The organism is Flavobacterium sp. ASV13, assembly GCF_000745775.1.
Lineage (GTDB): Bacteria > Bacteroidota > Bacteroidia > Flavobacteriales > Flavobacteriaceae > Flavobacterium.
In genome coordinates this window covers 171,074-194,484 of record NZ_KN050752.1, presented here as the reverse complement: position 1 = coordinate 194,484, position 23,411 = coordinate 171,074, and the positions used below count along the sequence as shown (strand labels likewise).

9 protein-coding genes are annotated in these 23,411 nt (G+C 35.5%); 4 read left to right on the top strand and 5 right to left on the bottom strand.

The window, feature by feature from the left end; all coding sequences use genetic code 11:
* Nucleotides 1-10: 10 nt before the first annotated feature.
* A complete protein-coding gene (locus GQ47_RS21410) occupies nt 11-2,683 on the bottom strand; it encodes a zinc-dependent metalloprotease (RefSeq protein ID WP_035652925.1) in 2,673 nt (890 codons plus the stop codon).
* A gap of 195 nt (nt 2,684-2,878) precedes the next feature.
* Between GQ47_RS21410 and GQ47_RS21405 the strand changes: the two genes are divergently transcribed.
* The 4 genes from GQ47_RS21405 to GQ47_RS21390 all read left to right on the top strand — a co-directional run bounded on the left by GQ47_RS21405 (nt 2,879) and on the right by GQ47_RS21390 (nt 6,575).
* Entirely contained in the window at nt 2,879-3,808 is a 930-nt protein-coding gene (locus GQ47_RS21405) for a bifunctional riboflavin kinase/FAD synthetase (protein WP_035652922.1), read from the top strand.
* A gap of 120 nt (nt 3,809-3,928) precedes the next feature.
* Nucleotides 3,929-4,366, top strand: coding sequence for a hypothetical protein (locus tag GQ47_RS21400; protein ID WP_035652919.1), 438 nt, complete (start codon nt 3,929-3,931; stop codon nt 4,364-4,366).
* Between the two features lie 172 nt (nt 4,367-4,538).
* Complete coding sequence (gene bioB / locus GQ47_RS21395) at nt 4,539-5,627, top strand: biotin synthase BioB (RefSeq protein WP_035652916.1); 1,089 nt, start codon at nt 4,539-4,541, stop codon at nt 5,625-5,627.
* 81 nt (nt 5,628-5,708) lie between these two features.
* Complete coding sequence (locus tag GQ47_RS21390) at nt 5,709-6,575, top strand: cupin-like domain-containing protein (protein WP_035652915.1); 867 nt, start codon at nt 5,709-5,711, stop codon at nt 6,573-6,575.
* Nucleotides 6,576-6,646: 71 nt separating this feature from the next.
* Here the strand turns inward: GQ47_RS21390 and GQ47_RS23030 are convergent, their stop codons facing one another.
* From GQ47_RS23030 to GQ47_RS23020, 4 genes are all read right to left on the bottom strand, one after another.
* Nucleotides 6,647-10,396 carry a T9SS sorting signal type C domain-containing protein gene (locus GQ47_RS23030; RefSeq protein WP_051951714.1) on the bottom strand — a complete coding sequence of 1,250 codons (3,750 nt, stop codon included), beginning with the start codon at nt 10,394-10,396 and terminating at the stop codon, nt 6,647-6,649.
* A gap of 473 nt (nt 10,397-10,869) precedes the next feature.
* Complete coding sequence (locus GQ47_RS23025; protein ID WP_051951712.1) at nt 10,870-16,230, bottom strand: T9SS sorting signal type C domain-containing protein; 5,361 nt, start codon at nt 16,228-16,230, stop codon at nt 10,870-10,872.
* 607 nt (nt 16,231-16,837) lie between these two features.
* Complete coding sequence (locus GQ47_RS21370) at nt 16,838-20,656, bottom strand: T9SS sorting signal type C domain-containing protein (RefSeq protein ID WP_371199660.1); 3,819 nt, start codon at nt 20,654-20,656, stop codon at nt 16,838-16,840.
* Nucleotides 20,657-20,846: 190 nt separating this feature from the next.
* Nucleotides 20,847-23,411, bottom strand: a 2,565-nt coding sequence (locus tag GQ47_RS23020; protein ID WP_051951708.1) for a T9SS sorting signal type C domain-containing protein, incomplete at its 5' end; no start/stop codon positions are given.

Genomic DNA, 23,411 nt, shown 5'->3' with positions numbered 1-23,411 from the left:
TTTTGAATTTTTAATTCACAATTATTTTTTTCACTGTTCTTCTATTTCCGTCAATAACCGTTACCAGATAAACACCTGCAGCACTATTAGGCAACTGAATGTTTTGATTAAAATTTGAAGAAGCTTCAAAAGTTTTTGAATAAACTGTTTTTCCTAAAATATCATGTACAAAAACTTTAACTCCCGTTTCAGACTGGCTTTCGAATTGAATAGTAAAATTCCCTTTGTTCGGATTTGGATAAAGGCTAAAATCAATACTTTCAAAATCTGGTGTTGCTAAAGTGTAGGTTTGTCCGCAGATATTGATTGAAGCTGAATTTAATATTCCGGAATTTCCAACGACAGCATCTCTAACTCTGAAAATCCAATTGCCTTGAGTTTTTTCACCATTAAAAGCACTTAGTGCATCAACAGGCAAAACAATTTGTTCAGTCGTTACATTACAATCTAGAGCAGCGCCTGAATCATTAAACTTCATGGCTAAAGTAGATTTTGTCGATCCGCAATTTTTATTGAACAATCGAACGATTGTTCCAGCAGGACTGACGATCTGAAGTTCTATATCAGAAAATTTATCGTGTGTTATATTCACAGAAACATCTACATCTGTAACTGTTGCTTCAGATGTCGGAACAGTTATTGTTCTTGTGACAAAAGTGGTTGTATTTGGAATCGAAAACGAGTTTCCAAAACTATAAGTATCGCAAGAAGAATTTGAAGTATAACCAACTGCAAATGCTTTACTGTTTATTGCATAAAAAATGTTTCCTGTTGGCTCAATCAAAATTCGGCAATTTTTAGACGAAGGAACACTTGTTGGAAGTACAATTGTTTCAGAACCATCATTTGGTGTATTTGAAGCCAAAATAATAGGAAATGTTAAACCTCCATCTGTAGATAATTTAATATTAACTGCTGATGAACCTGCAAGTGTGTTTGTATTGTTTACACTCCACGTTACAGTTTCAGATAATCCCTGCCACCAGCTCACATTGTCATTTATATGCGAAGTAACTTCAAAAGGTCCGGCAGTTGATACAACATTTACAGTCATGTCATCTGTAAACGTCTGCGCCGTTCCTTGCGCTGCATTATCACGTCCTGTCAAAGTAAAATGCAATGTTCTTGCAATTGAGGAAACAGATTCCCAAGTTGTTGTCAGTTTATTTTGAAGAACAGAATTATAACTTGGCATATAACGCACTGTACTCGTTGATGGAATTACAGATCGAAACAAAGGTCCGTCCGGTTTCGTAGGATAAGCAATACTTGTACTTCCTGAAGTAGTTATCGCATTATCATTTTCTTCCCAAGTGTACGTAACCGAATCTCCTTCGGGATCAGAACCTGTTCCTGTTAACACAAAAGCGGTATTTATTGGAATTGTGTAATCGGCACCAGCATCGACTACTGGTGGATTATTTGTAATTGCGGTATTTACAGGACAGCTTTTATTGGCCAATGTATTTTGAATCTGTCTGATACTTGCATACGCAAAATAATCGTCAGAAGTATTCTGAATATCATAATCACCAGTGACTCCTGCATAAGCCATAATCGTCGAACCGCTTCCTGGTTCAACATTTACACTTGTTCTTTCTTCAGAATCATAGGAAAAAGTGTGATTTGCTCCTAATTGATGCCCAAATTCATGCGCAACAAAATCAATATCAAAAGTATCTCCTTGTGGTTTTGCATCAGATGGTGATGTAAATGCACTTCCTTTTCCTAAAGGAACTCCTGTTGTTGGATTTGTACAAACACAGCCAATACAGCCAGCATTTCCACCTCCGCCAGAAGCACCAAATAAATGTCCGATATCATAATTTGCATTTCCAATAACATTTGTCAAAGTAGTCTGAACTTCTTGATTCCATGCTCCATCAGCTCCTTCTTTAGCTGCAGAATATGGGTCCGTCTCTGTATCAGTATAAATTACGGCATCATTATTATCAATCAAAACTAATTTTACCGCCAAATCTTTATTGAAAACACCGTTCACACGAGTCATTGTTGCATTCATTCCTGCCAATGCCCCGGCTTTTGTTCCTCCAAAATAAGATGTATATTCTGCTGTACATGACAAAGCGAGACGCATTGTTTTGAAAATTTTTGCACTTGATGCCTCTTTTGCTGTTTTCCCGCTAATATTTTGATTTGAAACTACCTCATCAGTCTTACAAACGAGTCTTTTTGAAGTCGAAGTATTTTTTGCAAACAAAACATATTCGGTTTTATCATCTGGATTTTCTTCGATAAATTCAGTTGATTTATTGGCACGAAATACCATTGTCTGAAATCCAAGTGGAGAAACACTAAAATGTACTTTTGCGGTTTTATCATCTAAACCACTTCCTTCATACGCTCTGATTTCTGGATATTTAGCCTGAAGTTCCGGTTCAAAATTCGAAGATTCCCAAACAATGAAACGCTCTAAAGTTCCGGAAGTATTTGGAATTGTGATTTCTGCAGTGCTGCTTTTTGAACCTTTGCCTGTTGCTGAAGCCAGTTGAATCTGAAGACGTTCTGAATTTAATTTATAGTATAATTTATCAGCGTCGGAAGTATTTATTCTTTTACTCAACACAGAATTTGCGCTTACTTTTTGCCACAATTCATTGTTTTGGGCATTTAAAATCGCGCAGTAAAAAGTAAAAAATAAAAAGAGTAATTGTTTTTTCATATTTGTGGGCGTTGATGTATCAAAATTAATTTAATTAAATCAAATTCTTACATATAAACGACAATTAACGTTTTTTAGTCGACGAGTTGGCCGATTTTCACAAAAAGAAGTAATGTTAGTTCAAAAAAATCAATTCGGCTTGGTGTCAAATTCAAAATAGATAGTATAAATTTGCAGCATCTTAAATTATTTGTTTTGAAGCTCTTTCATTCTATAAACGATTTCCATTCAACCAAGAAAACTATTTTAACGCTTGGTACCTTTGATGGCGTGCATATTGGTCATAAAAAAATTCTCGAACGAATTACGCAGAATACTGAAAATGGCAAATATGAAAGTTTAGTGCTTACTTTTTTTCCGCATCCAAGAATGGTTTTGCAAGAAAAATCAGAAATAAAACTTTTAAATACAATTGCTGAAAAAACAAAACTACTAGAAGCAACAGGAATTGAAAATCTTATTATTCATCCGTTTAACGAAAGTTTTTCAAGACTTACAGCCGAAGAGTTTGTACATTCTATTTTAGTTGATCAATTTCAGATTCAGAAAATAATTATTGGACATGATCACCGCTTTGGAAGAAACAGAACTGCCAATATTGATGATTTAATTGCTTTTGGTGCCGAATATGGTTTTGAGGTTGAGCAAATTTCAGCTCAGGAAATTCAGGATGTTTCGGTTAGTTCTACCAAAATCAGAAAAGCTTTAGACGAAGGAAATATGGCTTTAGCCAATGATTATCTCGGATATGACTATTTTTTATCTGGAGAAGTAGTAAAAGGAAAGCAATTAGGAAGAACGATTGGTTTTCCGACGGCAAATATTCAAATTGGAGAAGATTACAAATTAATTCCGAAAATCGGAGTTTATGCCGTAAAAGCAATTGTAGATCAAAAAGAAGTTTTCGGAATGATGAATATTGGATTTAATCCAACTGTAAATGGTCAAAAGCAAACTATTGAAGTTCATCTTTTTGATTTTGATGAAGACATTTACGGAAAACAGATTGAAGTTTCTTTATTGAAATATTTGCGTGAAGAACAAAAATTTGGTTCAGTCGATTTGTTGAAAGAACAATTAAATCAGGATAAATTAAATGCTTTGGCATTTGTAAATCAACGTTAGAAAACGTCCGATAAAATACTTTTCGGCCTTTTTAAATCATCGTAGTTATTTTTTTAGTAAATTTGATATAGAACATTGTTTTCCAAACATTTACTATTAACTTCTTTAAAAATAACCACTATGAAATTACCTAAAGAAATTACCAACGGGTTTCTGATATTTCTCGGAATAGGCATTTATTTTTTGTTGATGAATGTATTAGGACTAGCAAATTTGTTTTATTTACGTACCCTAAATGTCTTTTTTATCTTTTATGGCGTGAACAGAACCATGCAAATGAACTTGCGTGAAGGAGAAACCAATTTTGTGTCGAATGCCGTTTCTGCCATGGCAACTTCAGTAGTTGGCGTGTCAATGAGCGTTTTCGGATTATTAGTTTATAGCTATGCACGAGGCGGAGATGCCTATGTAAAAACCTTATCTGAGACTTTTATGTTTGGAGGAAATCCCTCAGTTCCAACATATTGCATTTGCCTGCTTTTTGAAGGCGTAGCTTCTTCGGTCATTGTTACTTTAATGATGATGCTCTATTGGAACAATAAATATGCTGCCGATTAATATTTCAAAATAAATCAAACATTTTAGCACCCTAAAATCATAGAATTAGATATTTTAATGATTTTAGGGTGTTTCTTTTTTGAAAATAGTTGCCATATATTCATTTGCAGAATACATCATTGGTTGATTAGAACAATTTAACTACTTTTGAAGCTTCAAAAACAATGTATCAATGAGCATTACAAAACACAATTGGACCAAAGACGAGATAATCGCCATATATAACAAGCCTATGATGGACCTTCTTTATGAAGCTGCAAGTATCCACAGGCAAAAACACGATCCGAACGTTGTTCAGGTATCTACATTATTATCAATCAAAACCGGAGGTTGTCCTGAAGACTGTGGTTACTGCCCTCAAGCGGCACGTTACAACACAGGAGTTGAAGGAAATGATTTAATGAGTGTAAGTCAGGTTAAAGCTCAGGCTTTGCGTGCAAAATCAAATGGATCTTCTCGTGTTTGTATGGGAGCTGCCTGGAGAAACGTAAAAGACGGCGAAGAATTTGATCAGGTTTTAGAAATGGTGCGTACTATCAACAAACTTGATATGGAAGTTTGCTGTACACTTGGAATGATTACTGAAAACCAAGCACAACGTTTGGCAGAAGCTGGTTTATATGCTTACAATCATAATTTAGATACTTCTGAAGATTATTATAAAGATGTTATTTCGACACGTGCATTTGAAGATCGTTTAGAAACTATCGAAAATGTTCGTAAAACTAATGTAACGGTTTGCAGTGGTGGAATTATCGGAATGGGAGAAAGCATTGAAGACAGAGCAGGAATGCTTGTTGCGCTTTCAACTTTAAATCCGCAGCCAGAATCAGTGCCTATTAATGCTTTAGTAGCCGTTGAAGGAACGCCAATGGAAGACGAAAAACCGGTTGAAATTTGGGAAATGATTCGTATGGTTGCTACAACCAGAATCGTAATGCCAGAAACTCAGGTTCGTTTATCTGCAGGAAGAACAAATATGAGTCGCGAAGGACAAGCAATGTGCTTTTTTGCTGGAGCTAATTCAATTTTTGCAGGAGATAAATTGCTTACAACTCCAAACCCTGATGTTCACGAAGACATGAAAATGTTTGAACTTTTAGGTTTGAATCCTCAAAAACCATTTACAAAAGTTTCGCAGCCAAAAACAGTTGAAGCAGAAGATTCTCAATTTGCTCCACTTGGCGAAAAACCAAAATGGTCTAGACCAGGGCACACAATTGAAAGAAACGTTGAACATTCGATTAAATCAAAAATTTAATTTTTAGAGTTCATCCATCTTAATAAATACACATAAATTGCTTATGACTCTGAGTTATAAGCAATTTTTTTATTTAGAAAGATGAAGTTAAAACAAATTGAAAGGGTAAAAAAAATCTCCAAAACTGATTTTATTTCCCAATATGTAAAAAAACAAATCCCCGTTGTTGTTGAGCAACTCACTGAAGATTGGCCTGCTTATGAAAAATGGAAATTTTCCTATATCAATGAAATAGCAGGCGACATTACAGTACCATTGTATGATAATAGACCTGTCAATCATGAAGAAGGTTTCAATGAAGCACATCTGAAAATGAAAATGAGTGATTATATCGCTCTTTTAGAATCAAAACCGACCAATTACCGAATCTTCCTTTATAATTTCATGAAAGAAGTTCCTGCGTTAAATAATGACTTTAAATGGCCCGAAATTGGCTTAAGATTAGTCAAGCAAATGCCAATGTTGTTTTTTGGCGGAGAAAACTCGAAAGTCTTTATGCATTTTGATATTGATTATTCGAATATTCTGCATTTTCATTTTCATGGAGAAAAACAGTGCATGCTTTTTCCTCCAAATCAATCCAAATATATGTACAAGGTTCCTCATGCCTTAATTTCGAGAGAAGATATTGATTTTGACAATCCTGATTATGAAAAATTCCCAGCGCTAAAAAATGCCGAAGGTTATATCACCAATTTAAAACATGGCGAAATGCTTTATATGCCTGAAGGATATTGGCATTATATGAAATATCTGACTCCGGGTTTTTCTATGAGCCTGCGTTCTTTTCCGAAAAATATTCTCAACTTGTCAAAAGCAGCTTACAATGTTTTTATTATGCGCTATTTTGATATTTTAATGCGGAAATTTAAAGGACAGAAATGGATTGATTATAAGAATGAAAAAGCAATCATAAATACGCATGAGCATCTCCGAAAGAGTGCGTAAATAAGATTTAGAAATAAAAAAAGCAGTTAGAGTTTAATTCTTTAACTGCTTTTTTTATTCTCCATAATTATTTAAAATGCAACTTTCTTAGTTGTTATATTTCCGTTTTCCAAAGTCACTTTTACCAGTAAAACCTGGTTGGCAGAGCGAAAATTCAATATTTGCAATTCTGTTGCATTAATACCTTTTTTCTCAAAAAGAAGTCTTCCGGAAAGATCAAACACTGCAACTTGACTTATTGCTTCTTTAGTTGATATTACTTTCATGTCGTTTGATTTTATTAAAACCGATATCTTATTTTCATCATTCGTTACCTCGTCAATACCTAAAGATTTATCGGTGTATCTCAGTACGAAACGATCTGAAAAAGTTCCGATTTCAGTTTTAAATGTATAATTGCCTGCACGCAGGTCTTGAATTTTATTTAGCTTTTTATCTTCTAAATAAATAGGTTGAACAGTAAGAGAACCATCTACTTGATATATTGAAATCGTAAAATCGCCTGCAATTGTAGTACGATATCCTAACGGAACAGTATCAGTGTTTTTAAAAGGCAGTCCACGTCCTTGAATTGCAAGTTTATGTTCTTTATTGATGCTATAAAAATCCAGATATTTATTTCCATCAAAACTGTTTCCGTCATATCTTCTGTCGTATTCATCTGTTGCTCCCTGAATATATCCAACCATCAATTGTTTGTAAGCTCCTTCGGTATTGGTCATATTTAACCAAACTCTATTTTTTTCAAGTGCTGATTCTTTAGATTCTTTGTCGGATTTGTAAAATTGAGAATTTGTATTTCCTCCTCTTCGCATAGAATTTTTAAAAACAATTGTACCATACGCAACTGTTCCGGCAAAAAAGGACTGTCCAGCAGCTATATCACCAGAAGGCGGGGCGTTATTATTACCAGGATTATTCCCTGAAGGAGCTGATGAACTGGTACCAACACCTCCTGATAAATTATAAGTTGCATAATCGTCAGTTGCGTATTGATAAGCTCCTCCCAAAACGACTGGGGTATTATGTGTCCAGAAATACAGAGTTCCCTCAAGAACTGAATTCCCATTTATAAAATCATCGGCATGTAAAGCTGATGGATATGGATTTCCTATCAAATAATATTTCTCCGCATTTACCGTTTCGCCTGTAATGTCTCCATTGTTTGGTACTCCTATAAAAGTTGTTGCAAAAGGATATCTAGCCGTATTAGAAAAATTTTCAGGTCCACGTATAATATATCCTTTTCCGGTTATCATTACGCTTGTTTTAGGAACTCCTACCCATTTTGTTCCATCAAAGCTAAAATATTTATCATCTGCCGTTAGATCAGAAACATCAACTAACCGCTGATTTTTAACTGGTGATGACCAATAAACAAAATCTGCCTGACGAATAGGTTGACTGTTTCTTTTGTATTTAATAACTCCGGTGTTCAAATTATTATCAGCGCTTGTCTGCATCAAATTTGCTCCATCAGCAAAAGTCAAAGTTCCATAATCAACATGAACTCCATTGACGACATTTAACGTTTTTCCATGTTGAATAGTAACCGCAGCATCGTTACTAATTGTACAAGAACAAGCATTGACATCAGCACTTACATTGTAATCTTCCTGAAAATCGACAAGGTTGTCTATTGTTGGTGCAGTTCCGTATGACCAATTTGTTCCGTTCCATGTATTTGCTTGTATCGTAATTTCAGATGAATATATTATCGAGCAGTTATTATCGATTGCAAATTTGTATTTGCCAGGAATTAATCCTGAAATAGTTATTGAATTTCCAGAGTAAGGACGAGGAGAAATAACTGTCCCGTCTGATTGCAAAATATTACCTGAACCTGACAATCCTGTCAATACAATACTTCCGGTGGGAATAGTACAATTGGGCTGCACAAAACTTGAAATAGTTGGTGTTGGTGGAATTGGATCTACATCAATTCTGGTTTCTATTGCAAATTCTTCAGGACACGTTCCATTTTTAACAACAGCTCTATAACTAGTACTTGTTGTTAATACTCCAGGTTGATAGGTAACTCCAGTATGATTAATTGGCTGCCATACATAAGGTATTGCTTCAGCATATTCCCATCTCACAATTGTACCTACATAATTGTTGAATGTTAGTAAAGGGCTTGGACTTCCTTGGCAAATATGTGTTCCTCCGTTTACTGCGCCACGATCCGTTTTTGTTACTGTTGTTGTATTACTGGCATTTATGACTGCAGGACAACCATTTGAAGAATATTTGACTGTAACTGTTTTATTTCCGCTTGTTAACCATTGCAATGTGACAGTATTGTCTGTCAGTGCAATTCCACCTGTAATAATGTTATAATCAATTCCGGCAGTTCCTGGAACATTCCATATATAATTTGTTTGTCCAGATTGAGTTGTATAAGTAACATCTGTATTAACGCAAACAGAAGAAGCTGGCTGAACAGAAAAAGTTGGTACTGGAATTGGATTAACCGTAACAGTAGTTGCAATAGAACTTGTTGAAGAACATCCTCCATTTTGTACAACAGCTCTGAATTGTGTTGTTTGTGTCAAAGGTCCAGAAGTATAAGTAGTCAATGTATTTGAAATTGGAGTCCAAACAGAGAATGGGCTAACTGAAGATTCCCAATTCAAAACAGTTCCTGTATTTCCTGTCAAAGTTAAGACACCACTTGTTAATCCGCTGCAGATTGTTGTTCCTCCTCCAACAGTTCCCCCAACAGATGGTGAAGAAATGACAATACTTGCCGTATTATTTGAAGTTATATCTGCAAAACAAGCTCCAGATGTCAATTTAGTAATTGTAATATCTCTGGTAGTAGCAGTATTAAAGCCTGATAATATAAAGCTTCCTGTACCTGCTGTAGTTACAGTCATTGTAGCTGTTAGCCCATTACTTATTGGATTCGCAAGATTATAGGTTACATTATAAACTCCAATAGGTAGAGAAGTTTGGGATGAAGTAAGTGTAATAGTAGAATTTCCAGATGATGTACATCCAGGAGAAGCAGATACTCCTGTAATATTATATGTTGGACATGTATAATTTATGATCATTTGACCAGCTCCACCTGTTCCTCCTGCTTGCGGGCCTCCTAAAATAATACCAATTAATGAATTCATTGCCCCGCCACCGCCACCACCCGGTGGTGATCCGTTATTACCTGGTGCATTTCCTAAAACTACACTTTGAATACCTGCTCCTCCATTGCCTCCGGCGGTTCCACCACCTTTGCCTCCAGCACCAGATCCTTGCAATAATCCTATAGCACCTGTACTTCCAGCGCCACCATTTGTACCTGAAGTTTTTGTGATTGAACCATATGAATCAGTATCTAATCCACCATTACCACCTGCAGGAGTTCCTCCAGAATTATTTTCAATACCTGCTTTTCCACCTGCGGCAAAAAGAATAGTTTCATATCCTGTAATAGTAGTATTTCCTCCTGCAGCTCCAATAGGTGTGAGACCAGCAACTTTTATAGCTAATGTCAGTCCTGGCACTGTTGTAATTATTCCTTTTACATAAGCACCTCCGCCTCCGCCTCCACCACTTCGTCCATTTAAAATAGATTCTCTTGCTCCTCCTCCTGAACCTCCTGCAGCCCAAGCCTCAACATTCATTGAAGTGACCCCAGCAGGAACATATAAGGAACCATCTGATGAATAAGTGTGTGGTGGCTGTGCCCACAATGAGTTATAAAAGAAAAACAGCAACCAAAAAAACTGCATTTTTTTTATCCAAACATGCATTTTTTGCTCTTTTAAATAAATCGAAAATTGAAAAAAAAGTAATGATTTAAGTAGATTTTTTTTCATACACTGGCATTTTAAATTAAAAAAAGATTCAAGCGTATATAAGAATCATCTTCAATTTTAAATACCTCAAGGATAAAACAGAATACCAGTCGATAATCTGTAACCCATACCTAATTCAGGAGGGAAGGCAAAAGATTTTGCTCAGAAAGTAAGGTATTTAATTAATGATACGATTTTGGCAAATAAAAAGAACTCGAAAGTCTCCTTAAGTATTCATTAGAATATGCAGTACGACGGGCTTTTATGTTGTTTATCGAATTAAAACAACAACAAGGTACGATTTTATTTACAACAAAGAAAAATTTTAACTTAGAAATCAACACTTTAACATTCCGTTCTCACAAATTATTCAAATTCCACAAAAGCATTGTAAGATGTTAAAACGAATTTTTTACATCTTACAGTATTTTCTAAACGCAAAAAATCCATCCGCCATGGCAGATGGATTTTAACCAAAAGCAATTTTTATGTTTTTAAAAAATAACTTTTGAATTTGTTATGCTTCCGTTTTCTAAAGCAACTTTTATCAATAAAACCTGATTAGATGCCTGAAGGTTATCAATTTGTAATTCCTTTTCACCAATATTCAATTTCTCATAGAGAAGTTTTCCCGAAACATCAAAAATGTAGACTTTTTCAAGTATTTCAACTGTTGAAGTGACTTTGATTACTTTATCTTTTACTGCAATTAAAACTTTGCTGTCTGTATTTTGAACATCAGGTGTACCTAAAGATTTATTAGTATAACGTAATACGAGACGGTCTGTAAAAGTTCCTGCTTCAGTTTTAAACTTGTAATTGCTCGCGCGCAAATCATGAATTTTTCCAGTCAATTTATCTTCTAAATATACTGCCTGATCTTTCATATTACCATCTACCTGGCTTATTGAGATTGTAAATTCTCCAGCAATTGTGGTTCGATACCCTAAAGGAACCAAATCGACATCTGAAAATGGCAGTGCACGCCCTTGAATTGCAAGATGTTTTTCATTATTTACACTATAAAAATCAAGATATTTATTTCCATCAAAAGTGACACCATCGTATTTTTTTTCGAAATCATTGCTAGCTCCCTGAATATATCCAACCATTAATTGTTTGAAAGCTCCTCCTTCATTAGTCATATTTAACCAAATACGATGTTTTTCGGAAGCGTTTGCTTTTGAGTTGTTTTTAGGCTTAAAAAACTGGCCATTATTATTGCCTCCATTTCGCATTAAATTATTAAAAGTAATTGTTCCAGAACCCGACATTTTTGCAAAGAAAGATTGTCCTGCTGCAATTTGACCACTAGGAACATTCGCATTATTACCTGGCGCTTGGGTACCTGATGGAGCAGCGGCAGTTCCAACACCTCCACTCAAATTATAAGTTGCATAATCATCTGTCGCATATTGGTATGCACCGCCTAAAACGACAGGAGTATTATGTGTCCAAAAATACAGCGTTCCTTCTAAAATGCTATTGGCATTAATAAAATCATCAGCATCCAGTGCCGAAGGATATGGATTTCCAACTAAATAATATTTACCTGCACTTACAACTTCACCATTTATATCACCATTATTTGGCACTCCTTTAAAAGAAGCAGTAAAGGCAGTTCGAACAGTGTTTGAATAATTTTCTGGTCCGCGAATAATATAACCTTTACCAATAGTCATTACAGTTGCTCTTGGCATAGCTACCCATTGTGAACCATTGTAGGCTAAATATTTATCAATATAAGTCGCTGGGGAAACGCCACCAAGAGTTTGACCTTGCACAGGTGTAGACCAATAAACATAATCTGCCTGACGAATTGGGATGCTATTACGTTTATAAATTATACTTCCTGTATTAGCTACATTATTAACTTGAATAAGACTTGAACTATCTTCAAATGTCAATAATGCGCCACTAGCAGATTCAACAACAACATCATTTTCGATTGTTAAAGTATGACCAGAATTAATGGTAACTTTTTTTCCGGCATCTACTTTACAAGAACATCCACTTAAATCACCTGTTGATTGATAATCAGCTGCAAATTCAATTATATCTGTACTAACTGGATTTCCATTTGACCAACTACCGCTCCAAATATTTGTTACTGGTGCTTTAATTTCAACATTTACAGTTGCCATTGATGGACAATTAGCACCCTCATGAGCTGTAAAATTATAAGTTCCCGGAATTAAATTTGAAATTGTAAAATCTGTATCAGTCGTATTATAAGTCTGCGAAACTGTTCCTGTTTGAGTAATAGTCCAATTTACTCCCGAAAGCAGACCGTGTAATGTTATGCTACCTTTTTGATTAGCACAGGTCGGCTGAACAATAGTTCCTAAACCAGGAGTTACAGGCAAAGGATTGACTGTTATAGTTCCGGTAGCATTAACTGTTCCGCAACCGCCGATTAACGGAATAGTATAATTGTAAGTTCCAACATTTGTTGGTGTTCCGCTGATGGTAATAGTATTTGAAGACCAGTTTGCTGTTATTCCGGGTGGTAATCCCGAAGGCGAACCAATACCTGTTGCCCCAGTTGTTGTATGTGTGATATCTGTCATTACAGTATGACTGCAAACTGTTGGAGAAGAAGATGCCGTTCCAGCAATGTTTAAATTTACGACTATAGTTCCAGTGGCATTGTATGTTCCGCAACCTCCTGTTAAAGGTATACTATAATTAAATGTTCCTGTATTACTTGGAGTACCACTGATTGTAATAGTATTTGAAGCCCATGAGGCAGTAACCCCTGTCGGCAAACCTGACGGAGTTCCGATTCCTGTTGCTCCTGTTGTTGTATGCGTAATATTGGTCATCAAAGTATTAACACACAAAACAGGTGATGATGAAGCTGCAGTTACTGTATTTTCCGGACGAACAGCAATCGTATAAACATCAGACACGGTGTAAGCTGTTGCACAAGCTGGAGAAGCTGTTACATTTAGTGTTAAAGTAACTTGTTTTCCTGCGTCACCGGCCACTGCGGTATAAGTTGGCGTCAAAGTTGTACTATTAGAAAGTGTTCCAAGTCCGTCGTGTGTCCAGGAAACTGTCCCATTTGCAGCATTCGCTTCTCCCGCTCCAACTGTAGCTGAACCATTGGAACAAATAATTTTAGAACCTGTTATCGATGCTGTTGGTGCTGCCTGAATATTTATTGTATAAGTAGCTGTTGCAATTTGTGGTGCACAAGTATTATTACTCGTTACTGTCATCGTTAAAATAACGGTTCGCGCTGCACCTCCTAATGTAGGAGTATAAGTTGGAGTAAGAGTCGTATCACCTGTTAAAGTTCCTGAACCTCCGCTAAAAGTCCATTTAATAGTTCCATTTGAAGCCGATGCTCCACTTACCGTTGCGGATCCATTTGAACAAATTGTTGTAGAACCTCCAGCGGTTGCTGATGGTAAACCATCAATTGTGATAACTTTCGCAACTGAATTTGCACTGCTGCAGCCTCCAACACTTGTCACTTTTACAGTATAACTTCCTGCTGCTGTCACAAAAATTTCCTGAGTAGTTTCGCCTGTTGACCATACATTTCCTGTGGCTGAGCTTGATGTAAGTTTAACTCCATCAGTTTGACAAAATGTTAAAGCACCGTCTGCTGTAATTGTTGGAGTGCTTGGCATCGCCGCTGTTGGATAAGCTATTGTGCTCGAATTTCCACTTGTTCCACAATTATTTGCAGCTCGAACTCTATAGTAATATGTTGTATTGGCCGCAAGACCAGTTATATCTTTAGTTAAAACATTCCCTACATTTAAATTATTATATGCTGCTAAAATATTTGCATTAAAATTCGTTCCTGTTTGTGTCGAAACATCTATACTATAACTTGTAGCTGTTAAAGAAGAAGCCCAATTTGCTGTAATTTGAGAACAATTTTGATTGGAGCCCGCATTAGCTGTTGGGGCCGCGGGAACACCAGCGCCACTATTTGTTGTTGTGGTAGTGCGAATTGCTGAAACAGATGTACCACAAGTATTAACAGCTGTTACGCGATAATAATATGAAGTATTGGCAGATAGTCCCGTTATATCTTTTGATGTTACATTTCCAATATCCAAATTATTATATGCAGGCAATATATTTGCATTAAAATTGGCGTTATTCTGTGTAGATACATCAATTCGATAACTTGTTGCCCTTGCTGCTGTATTCCAGTTTGCCGTAAATTGTGAACATGTTATTCCCAAAGAAGTATTTGTTGTAGGCGTAGCTGGTCCGCCTGCTCCATTCGAAACTGTTGCAGTATTTCTTGTGGCAGAATTAGCTCCCGTTCTACAATTATTTATTACTCTTACTCTATAATAATAATTTGTACTTGGAGATAATCCTGTTATATCTTTAGTTGTTACATTCCCTACATTTAAATTACTATATGCTGGCAAAATATTTGCATTGAAATTCGCATTATTCTGTGTAGAAATATCAATTACATAACTCACTGCATCCGTAACAGCATTCCAAGTTGCAGTAAATTGTGAACATGTAATAGTGGTGCTAGTATTTGTTGTAGGAGTACCCGGAGTTGTTAATGTTGAATATGTTATAGTGTTAGAATTTGAACTTATACAATTTCCATTATACACTCTGATTCGATAATAATATACAGTTCCTTCAACACCAGTAATAACTTTTGACAATACATTGCCCACATTAAGTGCATTATAACCACTTACAAAAGAAGAAAAATCACTTACTGTTGACACATCCAATTCATAATAACTAGCACCCGAAACTGCCTGCCAATTAGCCGTAATCTGAGTGCAATTAGCATTACTTCCAGCAATAGCAACTGGTGCTGTACCTGATGAATTTACAGTAACAGTGGTAATATTGTTTGAATTAATTGCTGAACTACAATTTTCAGAAGCAACAGAACTTGATCCTGATGATAAAGCAGTTATTTTGATAGCTCTTGTTCCAACCGTAGTAAAACCTGTTGCGATAAAACTTCCTGTTCCTGCAGTAGTAACTTTCATCGAGTCTGGTGTTTGTGCAGCCCCTTGTATATCATATGAAACTGAATATAACCCAACAGGAAGGTTTCCAGTTAATGTAATTTCTGAAGAAGTTCCAGAACAAACATTTACAGCTGTTGCCGTTGTATTGGTCAAACTATAAGTAGGACAGTTATAAGTTATTGTAACTTTTCCATCGCCACCATCGCCACCACGTCTTGCTGCTGCTAAAAAAGACGATCTTCCTCCGCTTCCTCCACCTCCCGGAGCGTTTCCAGCGTTTCCAACACTCGAAGTAAAAGCCGTTGCAATACCAGCTCCACCAGTTCCTCCTCCATTGGCTCCATTTCCTCCGGCCCCAGAACTAATAATTGAACCCGTATCATCTGTAAATCCGAATTCTCCATTCCCTCCTGCAGTACCAGAAATTCTTGTTGCTCCTGTAGAATTTGCAGCAAGTCCTGCAGCTCCACCTAGAACCAAACTTCCGTTATTTACCAAACCTCCTTTTCCACCTTCTGCCAAAATAGAGTATCCTGTTATTCCAGATGATCCACCTGCACCACCATTTGCACTGGCAACACCTTTTCCGCCAACACCCACATTAACGGTCAAAGTTTCTCCTGAAGTGATAGTCAAAGGAACAGAACTTGCAAAAGCACCACCTCCACCACCTGAACCAGCATATGCACCATTAAAACCTGGGTTTGTTGAGCTTCCTCCAGCTCCGCCGGCACCCCATGCCTGTACTGTAATACTCGTAACTCCTGCTGGACTAACAAATGTTTGTGTACCTCCTAATGTAAATGTTGCTGTAGTTTGTGCCAAAAGAAAAACAGGAAGGCAAACTAATACCGAAATAAGTAATGTTCTTTTCATACTGTAGCATTTTAAATGACAAAAATTAAATTCAGATTCAACTGAAAAATTATTCTGCAATTAATAAATACCACATTTGCAGGAACTTGATTGACAGGCCTGAGTAGTGAGAAAAAAGAAGTCGTATAAAAGTAATTCTGTTCCTTAAATCTGGTATTTTAAAGTTGTAACACTCAGTATTTAAATCTGGCAGAGGGGCACTAGAAAAACAAATTATTTTTTGTCTGCTTTCAATTGAAAAGGCATAAAATGAAGTATAAAATAATAGTGTAAATTATTTGAAAACATCCTTAAACAATTTACAAATTTTTAATAAATATCTAAAAAACAGACCGTTATAATTTGATTTTATTTCTAAAACACAAATATTTAAGTAAATTCTCATGAATTATATTTTTTGATGTAATTGGTCTTTTAAATTTTGCAAATCGTCTGAATAACTAAATTTGAGTTTTTTGAGTTTTTCAACAACTTTAAAAAATTTTGAATCGGTTAAAGAAAATTGAGGAAAAAAAACGTCAGGCAAACGATAATTTGAGGAAAAAAAACGCAAAAAATAATCCGTTTAAAAGAATTAAACGGATTTTTTTATGGTGAAAAAACGCTATTAAAAAACTACTTTTCTTTTAACTATAGAACCATTTTCTAAAGTAACTTTTATAAATAAAATTTGATTTCCACAATTCAGATTCTGAATAGAAAAATGAGACGCATTAATTTTAGTTTTTTTATAAAGAGCTTTTCCCGTCAAATCAAAAACTTCAATTTCTTTAATTGATTCCTGTGAAGCGTTGATATTAATTTGTTTGTCTTTTACTGCAACTAAAATGACATTCGAATCATTTTTAAAGTCATCAATTTTTAACTCATTGTTGACATTCTTTAATTCAAATCTGTTATCAAAAGTTCCTTTTTCCGTTTTGAAAATATAAGGTGACTCTTTTAAATTATGTAATATCTTTAATTCCTTGTCTTCAAGATAAATGTTTGTTTCAGAAAATTCATTATCAAAATGATCAATGCTTAAATTGAAATTACCTTCAATTTTTGACATATACCCAAGTATAACAGAATCCGTTTTTTCAAAAGGGAAAACTCTGCCTTGAATAACCAGGTTTTTATTTTCTGATATACTATAAAAATCTGCAAATTTATTTCCACTAAAAGATTCAGCGTCAAAACTTATATCATATTCGTTTGTTGCTCCTTCTATATATCCAATTAAGATTTGTTTAAAGAGGCCTTCCTGATTTTTAAGATTCAGCCAAATTCTTCGTTTTTTTATGTCGTTTTCTTCAAAATCTTTACTTTTTGCAGGTTTAAAAAAGGATGTATTACGTTCCTTCATTCGCATCTTGTCATTAAATTCAATCACACCAGAATTTTGGCTCGCTACAAAAAAGGCTTGTCCGGCGCCAATTGTTTTATCAGGTATAATTTCATTTATACCGCTTGACAAAGAGCCACGAGTTCCTACTCCTCCAAGCAAATTATAAACAGCATAATCATCAGATGCATATTTATTATTTGTTATCGGAGTATTATGAGTCCAAAAGTATATTGTTCCCTTAATTTTTGACGAGTTCTCTTTTAAAAAAGCATCAGCATTCAATGTGGAAGGGTAAGGGTTTCCAATTAAATTAAAACTATTGGCTGGTCCTAAGTTCACTTCTATTTTTCCATTATGGGGTACTCCTTTAAAAATTGCAGGATAAGATACGCGAGTTACCGAAGAAAAATCTCTTGGACCTTGAATAATGTAACCAGTTGCAGGCTGCATAGTATTAGCTACATTTTCAACTTTCCAGTTTTTTATTGCGGGATTATAAGTTAAAAAGCGATCAGATATTGTATTTGGCGAAAGATCAAATAACTTTTGATTTTCAACTGGAGACGACCAATACACATAATCTGATTTTAAAATAGGCGATGAATTTCGTTTCAAGTGGATAATTCCTGTATTCACAATATCATCATCTGACTGATATAAATTTGCCGAATCTTCTAAAATTAAAGTTCCTAAACCTGAATACGAAAATTCGACACTTAAAGTATTTCCGCTTTGCAAAGTAACTTTTTTACCTTCATCAATAGAACAACTACAAACGTTTGCTGTTGTCAAAGTAGCGTAATCGTCTTTAAAAAACAATTCTTTTCCGCCTGACGGAAAACCATTTGACCATGAAGCTCCGTTCCATATTGTTGATTCTAAGCAGAGTTTCAAGCGCGCAATTCTATGTTTGGAAATTCCGGAAACGGAATTAAAATCCCCACCAATCAAAAGTTTCTGATCTGATGAAAAACTAATTGAAAATACTTTATTATTTAGCGTAGCACCAAAAGAAGTATCTAAACCACCCGACTTTAATAATCTTACCAATCTTAAAGCTGAGGTATTTTTATATGTTCCAGAAAAAGTTCCCGCCACTAAAATACGATCATCAGGCTGCACTAAAATACTTCGCACATCTCCTTTACTAAAACCCGAACCTGAATCGAATGTATTATCTAAACTTCCATTTGGATTGAGCCTTACAATTCTTTTTTGTGCTACTTTATTAAAGCTCAAAAAATTACCGCCGACAATTATTTTTTGATCAGATTGCAATGCTATAGTATAGACATTTTTATCAAATCCTTCGCCAATAGTAAACGTTGAATCAATACTTCCATTACTATTTAAACGAACAAGATGCGAAAACGGAATGCCATCAAAAGTTGTAAATCGTCCACTTAATAAAATCTTCCCATCAGGTTGAATCAAAACCGATTCAATAATGGCATCAGCGCCCAATCCTGGATTAAAACTAGTGTCTCTTGAACCATCTAAAGTGAGTCTTACAATTCGGCCAACATTTACATCATTATACTTCGTAAAACCTCCCGCCACAATTATTTTTCCATCAGGTTGTATAGCCAGCGCATAAACCTGACTGTTACATCCAGAAGTTATATTAAAAGAAGCATCCGCAGTTCCATCTGGCAAAATCCTTACAATGCGATTAATCAATATTTCATTATACTTTGTAAAATTTCCTCCGAGTATAATTTTACCATCTGGCTGCAAAACTGCAGTTTTTATTAAATTATTTGCACCTGTCTGTCCCAAATTAAATTCCGGATCAGATGAGCCATCTTCTAAAAGCTTGGCTATTCGGGAAATGTTTGTTCCATTAAACTTTTTAAAATTGCCAAATACCATTGTTTTCGCATTTTCTAAAGATAGTATGCTATAGACTGAATTATCAAACCCAATTCCTGATGTTAAATAGCTGGTATCATATTCGCCTTCGGAATCAATTTTCGCTAATCTTCCTTGATTTAAACCATCAAAAACTGAAAATGAGCCTCCAATATACCACGCGCTTTCAGCATCCTTTTCCAAGGCAAAAACAGATGCCGTTGCCGGACCTGATCCAAAATCAATTTCATCTTTTAAAACACCTGAGTTATCTAAAAAACAAACTCGGTTGACACTAATTCCGTTATAGTTGCCAGTGAATGATCCTCCGAGCATAATATTTCCAAAAGAATCTATTTTACAGGCTAAAACTGCTCCCGAATTAAATCCAGATCCCGTAAAAAAAGAGGAGTCGATAGTTCCGTCGGACATTATTCTGATAATTCTGTTTGCGCTATTTCCGTTAAAAGTGACAAATTTTCCTCCGAGAATAATTTTCCCATCGGACTGAACTTCCATTGCATTTACATCATCATCAAAGCCTGTCCCAATATTAAAGCTTGAATCAACACTTCCATTATTGTTTAAACGAACAAGTCTATTGCGTGGAGTATTATTGAAAGAAGTAAAATTTCCTGAAAGCAATATTTTTCCGTCGGCCAAAACTTTTACATTATTAATATTAGAAGTAGTCCCTGAACCTATTAAAAATGAAGTATCTAGAGCCCCTGTGGATAAAATTCGTGCAATACGATTTGTTGTTACATTATTATATTTTGTAAAGCTTCCACAAATAATTATTTTGCCATCTGACTGAAGCGCAATATCGTATATAATACCTGTTGTCGCACCAATTGAAGTATTGAATGATGCATCATAACTTCCATCTGTATTTAAGCGAATAAGTCGTCCTGCATTTATGCCGTTGTAAGTAGTAAAGCTTCCTCCAACTATAATTTTTCCATCTGGCTGAATATACGTTGCATATACTTTTCCATTGAAACCACTTCCTGTGTGAAAACTTTCGTCGATTGTACCGTCCGGTTTTAAGCGAGTGAAATACGGAGCAGCTATTCCGTTAAGATTTAAATATTCCCCACCAACTATAAGATTTTGATCGGATTGCAAAGATAAGGTCTGTACTGTACCGTCAAATCCATCTCCAATTGAACCATCATCCAGAGTATTAAAAGTAACATCTACTTTTCCCTGCTGCCCATAAAATTCAAAGTTCCCCAAAAACACAGTCAGAGTCACTGCGTAAAGTAATTTTCTAATCAAAATAAAGCTAATGAAATAATTATACGAATTTTCCTAAATTATAAATAGCTTTATGAATGTGCAATACCCACTTTTGGTGATATTTCAAATTAAAAAAGGTCATTTCCCACATTGAGAAATGACCTTCTTTTAAGTTGAAAATTATTTAATCTACTTATTGAAAAATTAATTTTCTAGTTGTCTTATATCCGTTTTCAAGTGTAATATCAATTAATAGAACCTGATTACTTGATTGCAGATTTGAAATCAATAATTCTGATGTTCCAGCTTTCTTTTTATTATAAAGCAGTTTTCCAGCGACATCAAAAATCGAAACATCTTGAATATTTTCATTTGATGAAACTACTTTAACTACTTTATCTTTTACAGAAACCGTAATACCTTTTTCAACATTTTCGAAATCACCCGTTCCTAAAGATTTATTAGTATATCGGAGTACGAAACGATCAGCAAAGGTTCCAATTTCTGTTGCAAAAGTATAATTACTTGCTCTTAAATCATGAAGGGTACCCGTCTTTTTATCTTCAAGATAAATCGCCTGAGTTTTCATATTTCCATCAACTTTATTTATAGCGATTGTAAAATCTCCTGCAATTGTTGTACGATAACCCAATGGTACTTCATCAACATCAGTAAATGGTAAACCACGTCCTTGAATTACTAATTTTTTATCTTCGTTAATACTATAGAAATCGACAAATTTATTTCCGTCAAACGTTTTTCCATCATACAATCTTTCATAACCATTAGTTGCTCCTTCAATGTATGCTACCAATAATTGCTTAAAAGCACCTCCTGCATTTGTCATATTCAGCCATACACGATGTTTTTCTACCTCGGCAGTTTTAGCTGTTTTGCCAGGCTTAAAGAACTGACCGTTTGAATTCCCTCCAATTCTCATTGAATTTTTATAAGTCACATTACCTGACATGACAGTACCTGTAAAGAAAGCTTGTCCTGATGCAATTTGACCACTCGGTGTATCATCGTTAGGATCATCACCACTAAGATCTGGATCAGATGCAGAAATAGCGGGACGCGTTCCTGTTCCTCCACTTAAATTCCATGTGGCATAATCATCTGTTTTATATTGATATTTGCCTGTAAGAACAACCGGTGTATTATGTGTCCAGAAATAAAGTGTTCCACTTAATAAATCCCTATTATCAACATCAGTAATAAATGTGGTAGCATCTAATGCTGAAGGATATGGATTTCCAAGTAAATAATATTTCCCTCCAACCATGGCTTCACCTGTAAAAGTTCCATTTTGAGGTGTTCCCCAAAAACTTGCTGGAAAATCAGCTTTACTTGTATTGGAATAGTTTTCTGGTCCGCGTACAATATATCCTTTACCAGCAGCCATAATAGTAGTTCTAGGTGTAAATACCCATTGGCTACCATCATATGCGTAAAGTTTAGAAATAGAAGTTAATGGCGAAAGCGCTGCCAACGTCTGGTTTTTAACTGGTGTTGACCAATACACGTAATCGGCCTGACGAATTTTTGGCGCTATACGATTATAAAAAATATTACCCGTATTTAAAGTATTACTTGTATTAGTTTGTAATAAGTTTGAACTATCTTCAAAAGTTAAAGAGCTTCCTGAAACAACATGAACTCCATTAGTAACTGTCAATGTTTTTCCTGATGCAACTGTTACTGCTGCACCATTACTTACTGTAACAGAACAATATGTTACATCTGCACTAATAGTATAACCACTAGCGAAATTAACCATTTCAGTTGATGTTGGATTTGTAGTATAAGACCATGCAGTTCCATTCCAAGTATTAGCTCCAATTGTTACAGGAGTTGAATAAGTTACAGTACATCCGTTATCAACGCCAAATCTATAAGTTCCAAAAGCTAGTCCTGAAATTGTTAAAGTAGTTGTTGAAAAAGGAATTGTTGTTGTTGTTGTACCATCAGATTGAAGTAAATTTCCTGAAGCTGGCAAACCAGTTAGTGTTACACTTCCCGTTGCTGTAGTACAATTTGGATATACTATTGTGCCAACAGTTGGTGCTGGATAATTTGGTTTTATCGTAAGAGTAATATTTAAATTAACAGAGCAAGTATTTCCGTTTGTAATTGTCATAACTCCAGTATATGTCCCTGCGGCAGTATTAGCTGGAACATTTATTCCTGTTACAGAACCACCACCTGCTGCAAAAGTGTAAGAGGTAGAACCCTGATCTGTCAATGTTGCCCAATCAATACTGTAACTAGTTCCATTTTGTGTTGAAGCCGTATAAACTAAATCTGTAGTTTGAACTGATGTACTTGCACATACTACTGTAACTTCTGCTGGTGTTGCGGATGTTGTTATGGTTGGTAACGGATTGACAATCCAGCTTAAAGTATTTCCTGATGCTGTTGTACAGCCTGTTCCTGTTGATGTTCTTCTTGATTCTATGATATTGGTTCCAACTACTGCCGTAAAACTTGGAACTGTTGTACTCCAAGAACCAAAACCTGAACCGGTATCATAACGATACTCATCCTGTGATGTTCCAGTTCCTCCAGTTCCTGCCGTGGTTACAGTCAAAGTTAGCGTAGTACCCGTACAAACTGTCGCTCCGGGTGCACCCGCATTCTTAGCAATTACAGGACCTACCGGAACGGCAACAATTATCCAGCTTAATGTATTTCCTGATGCTGTTGTACAGCCGGTTCCTGTTGAGGTTCTTCTTGATTCTATGGTATTGGTTCCAAC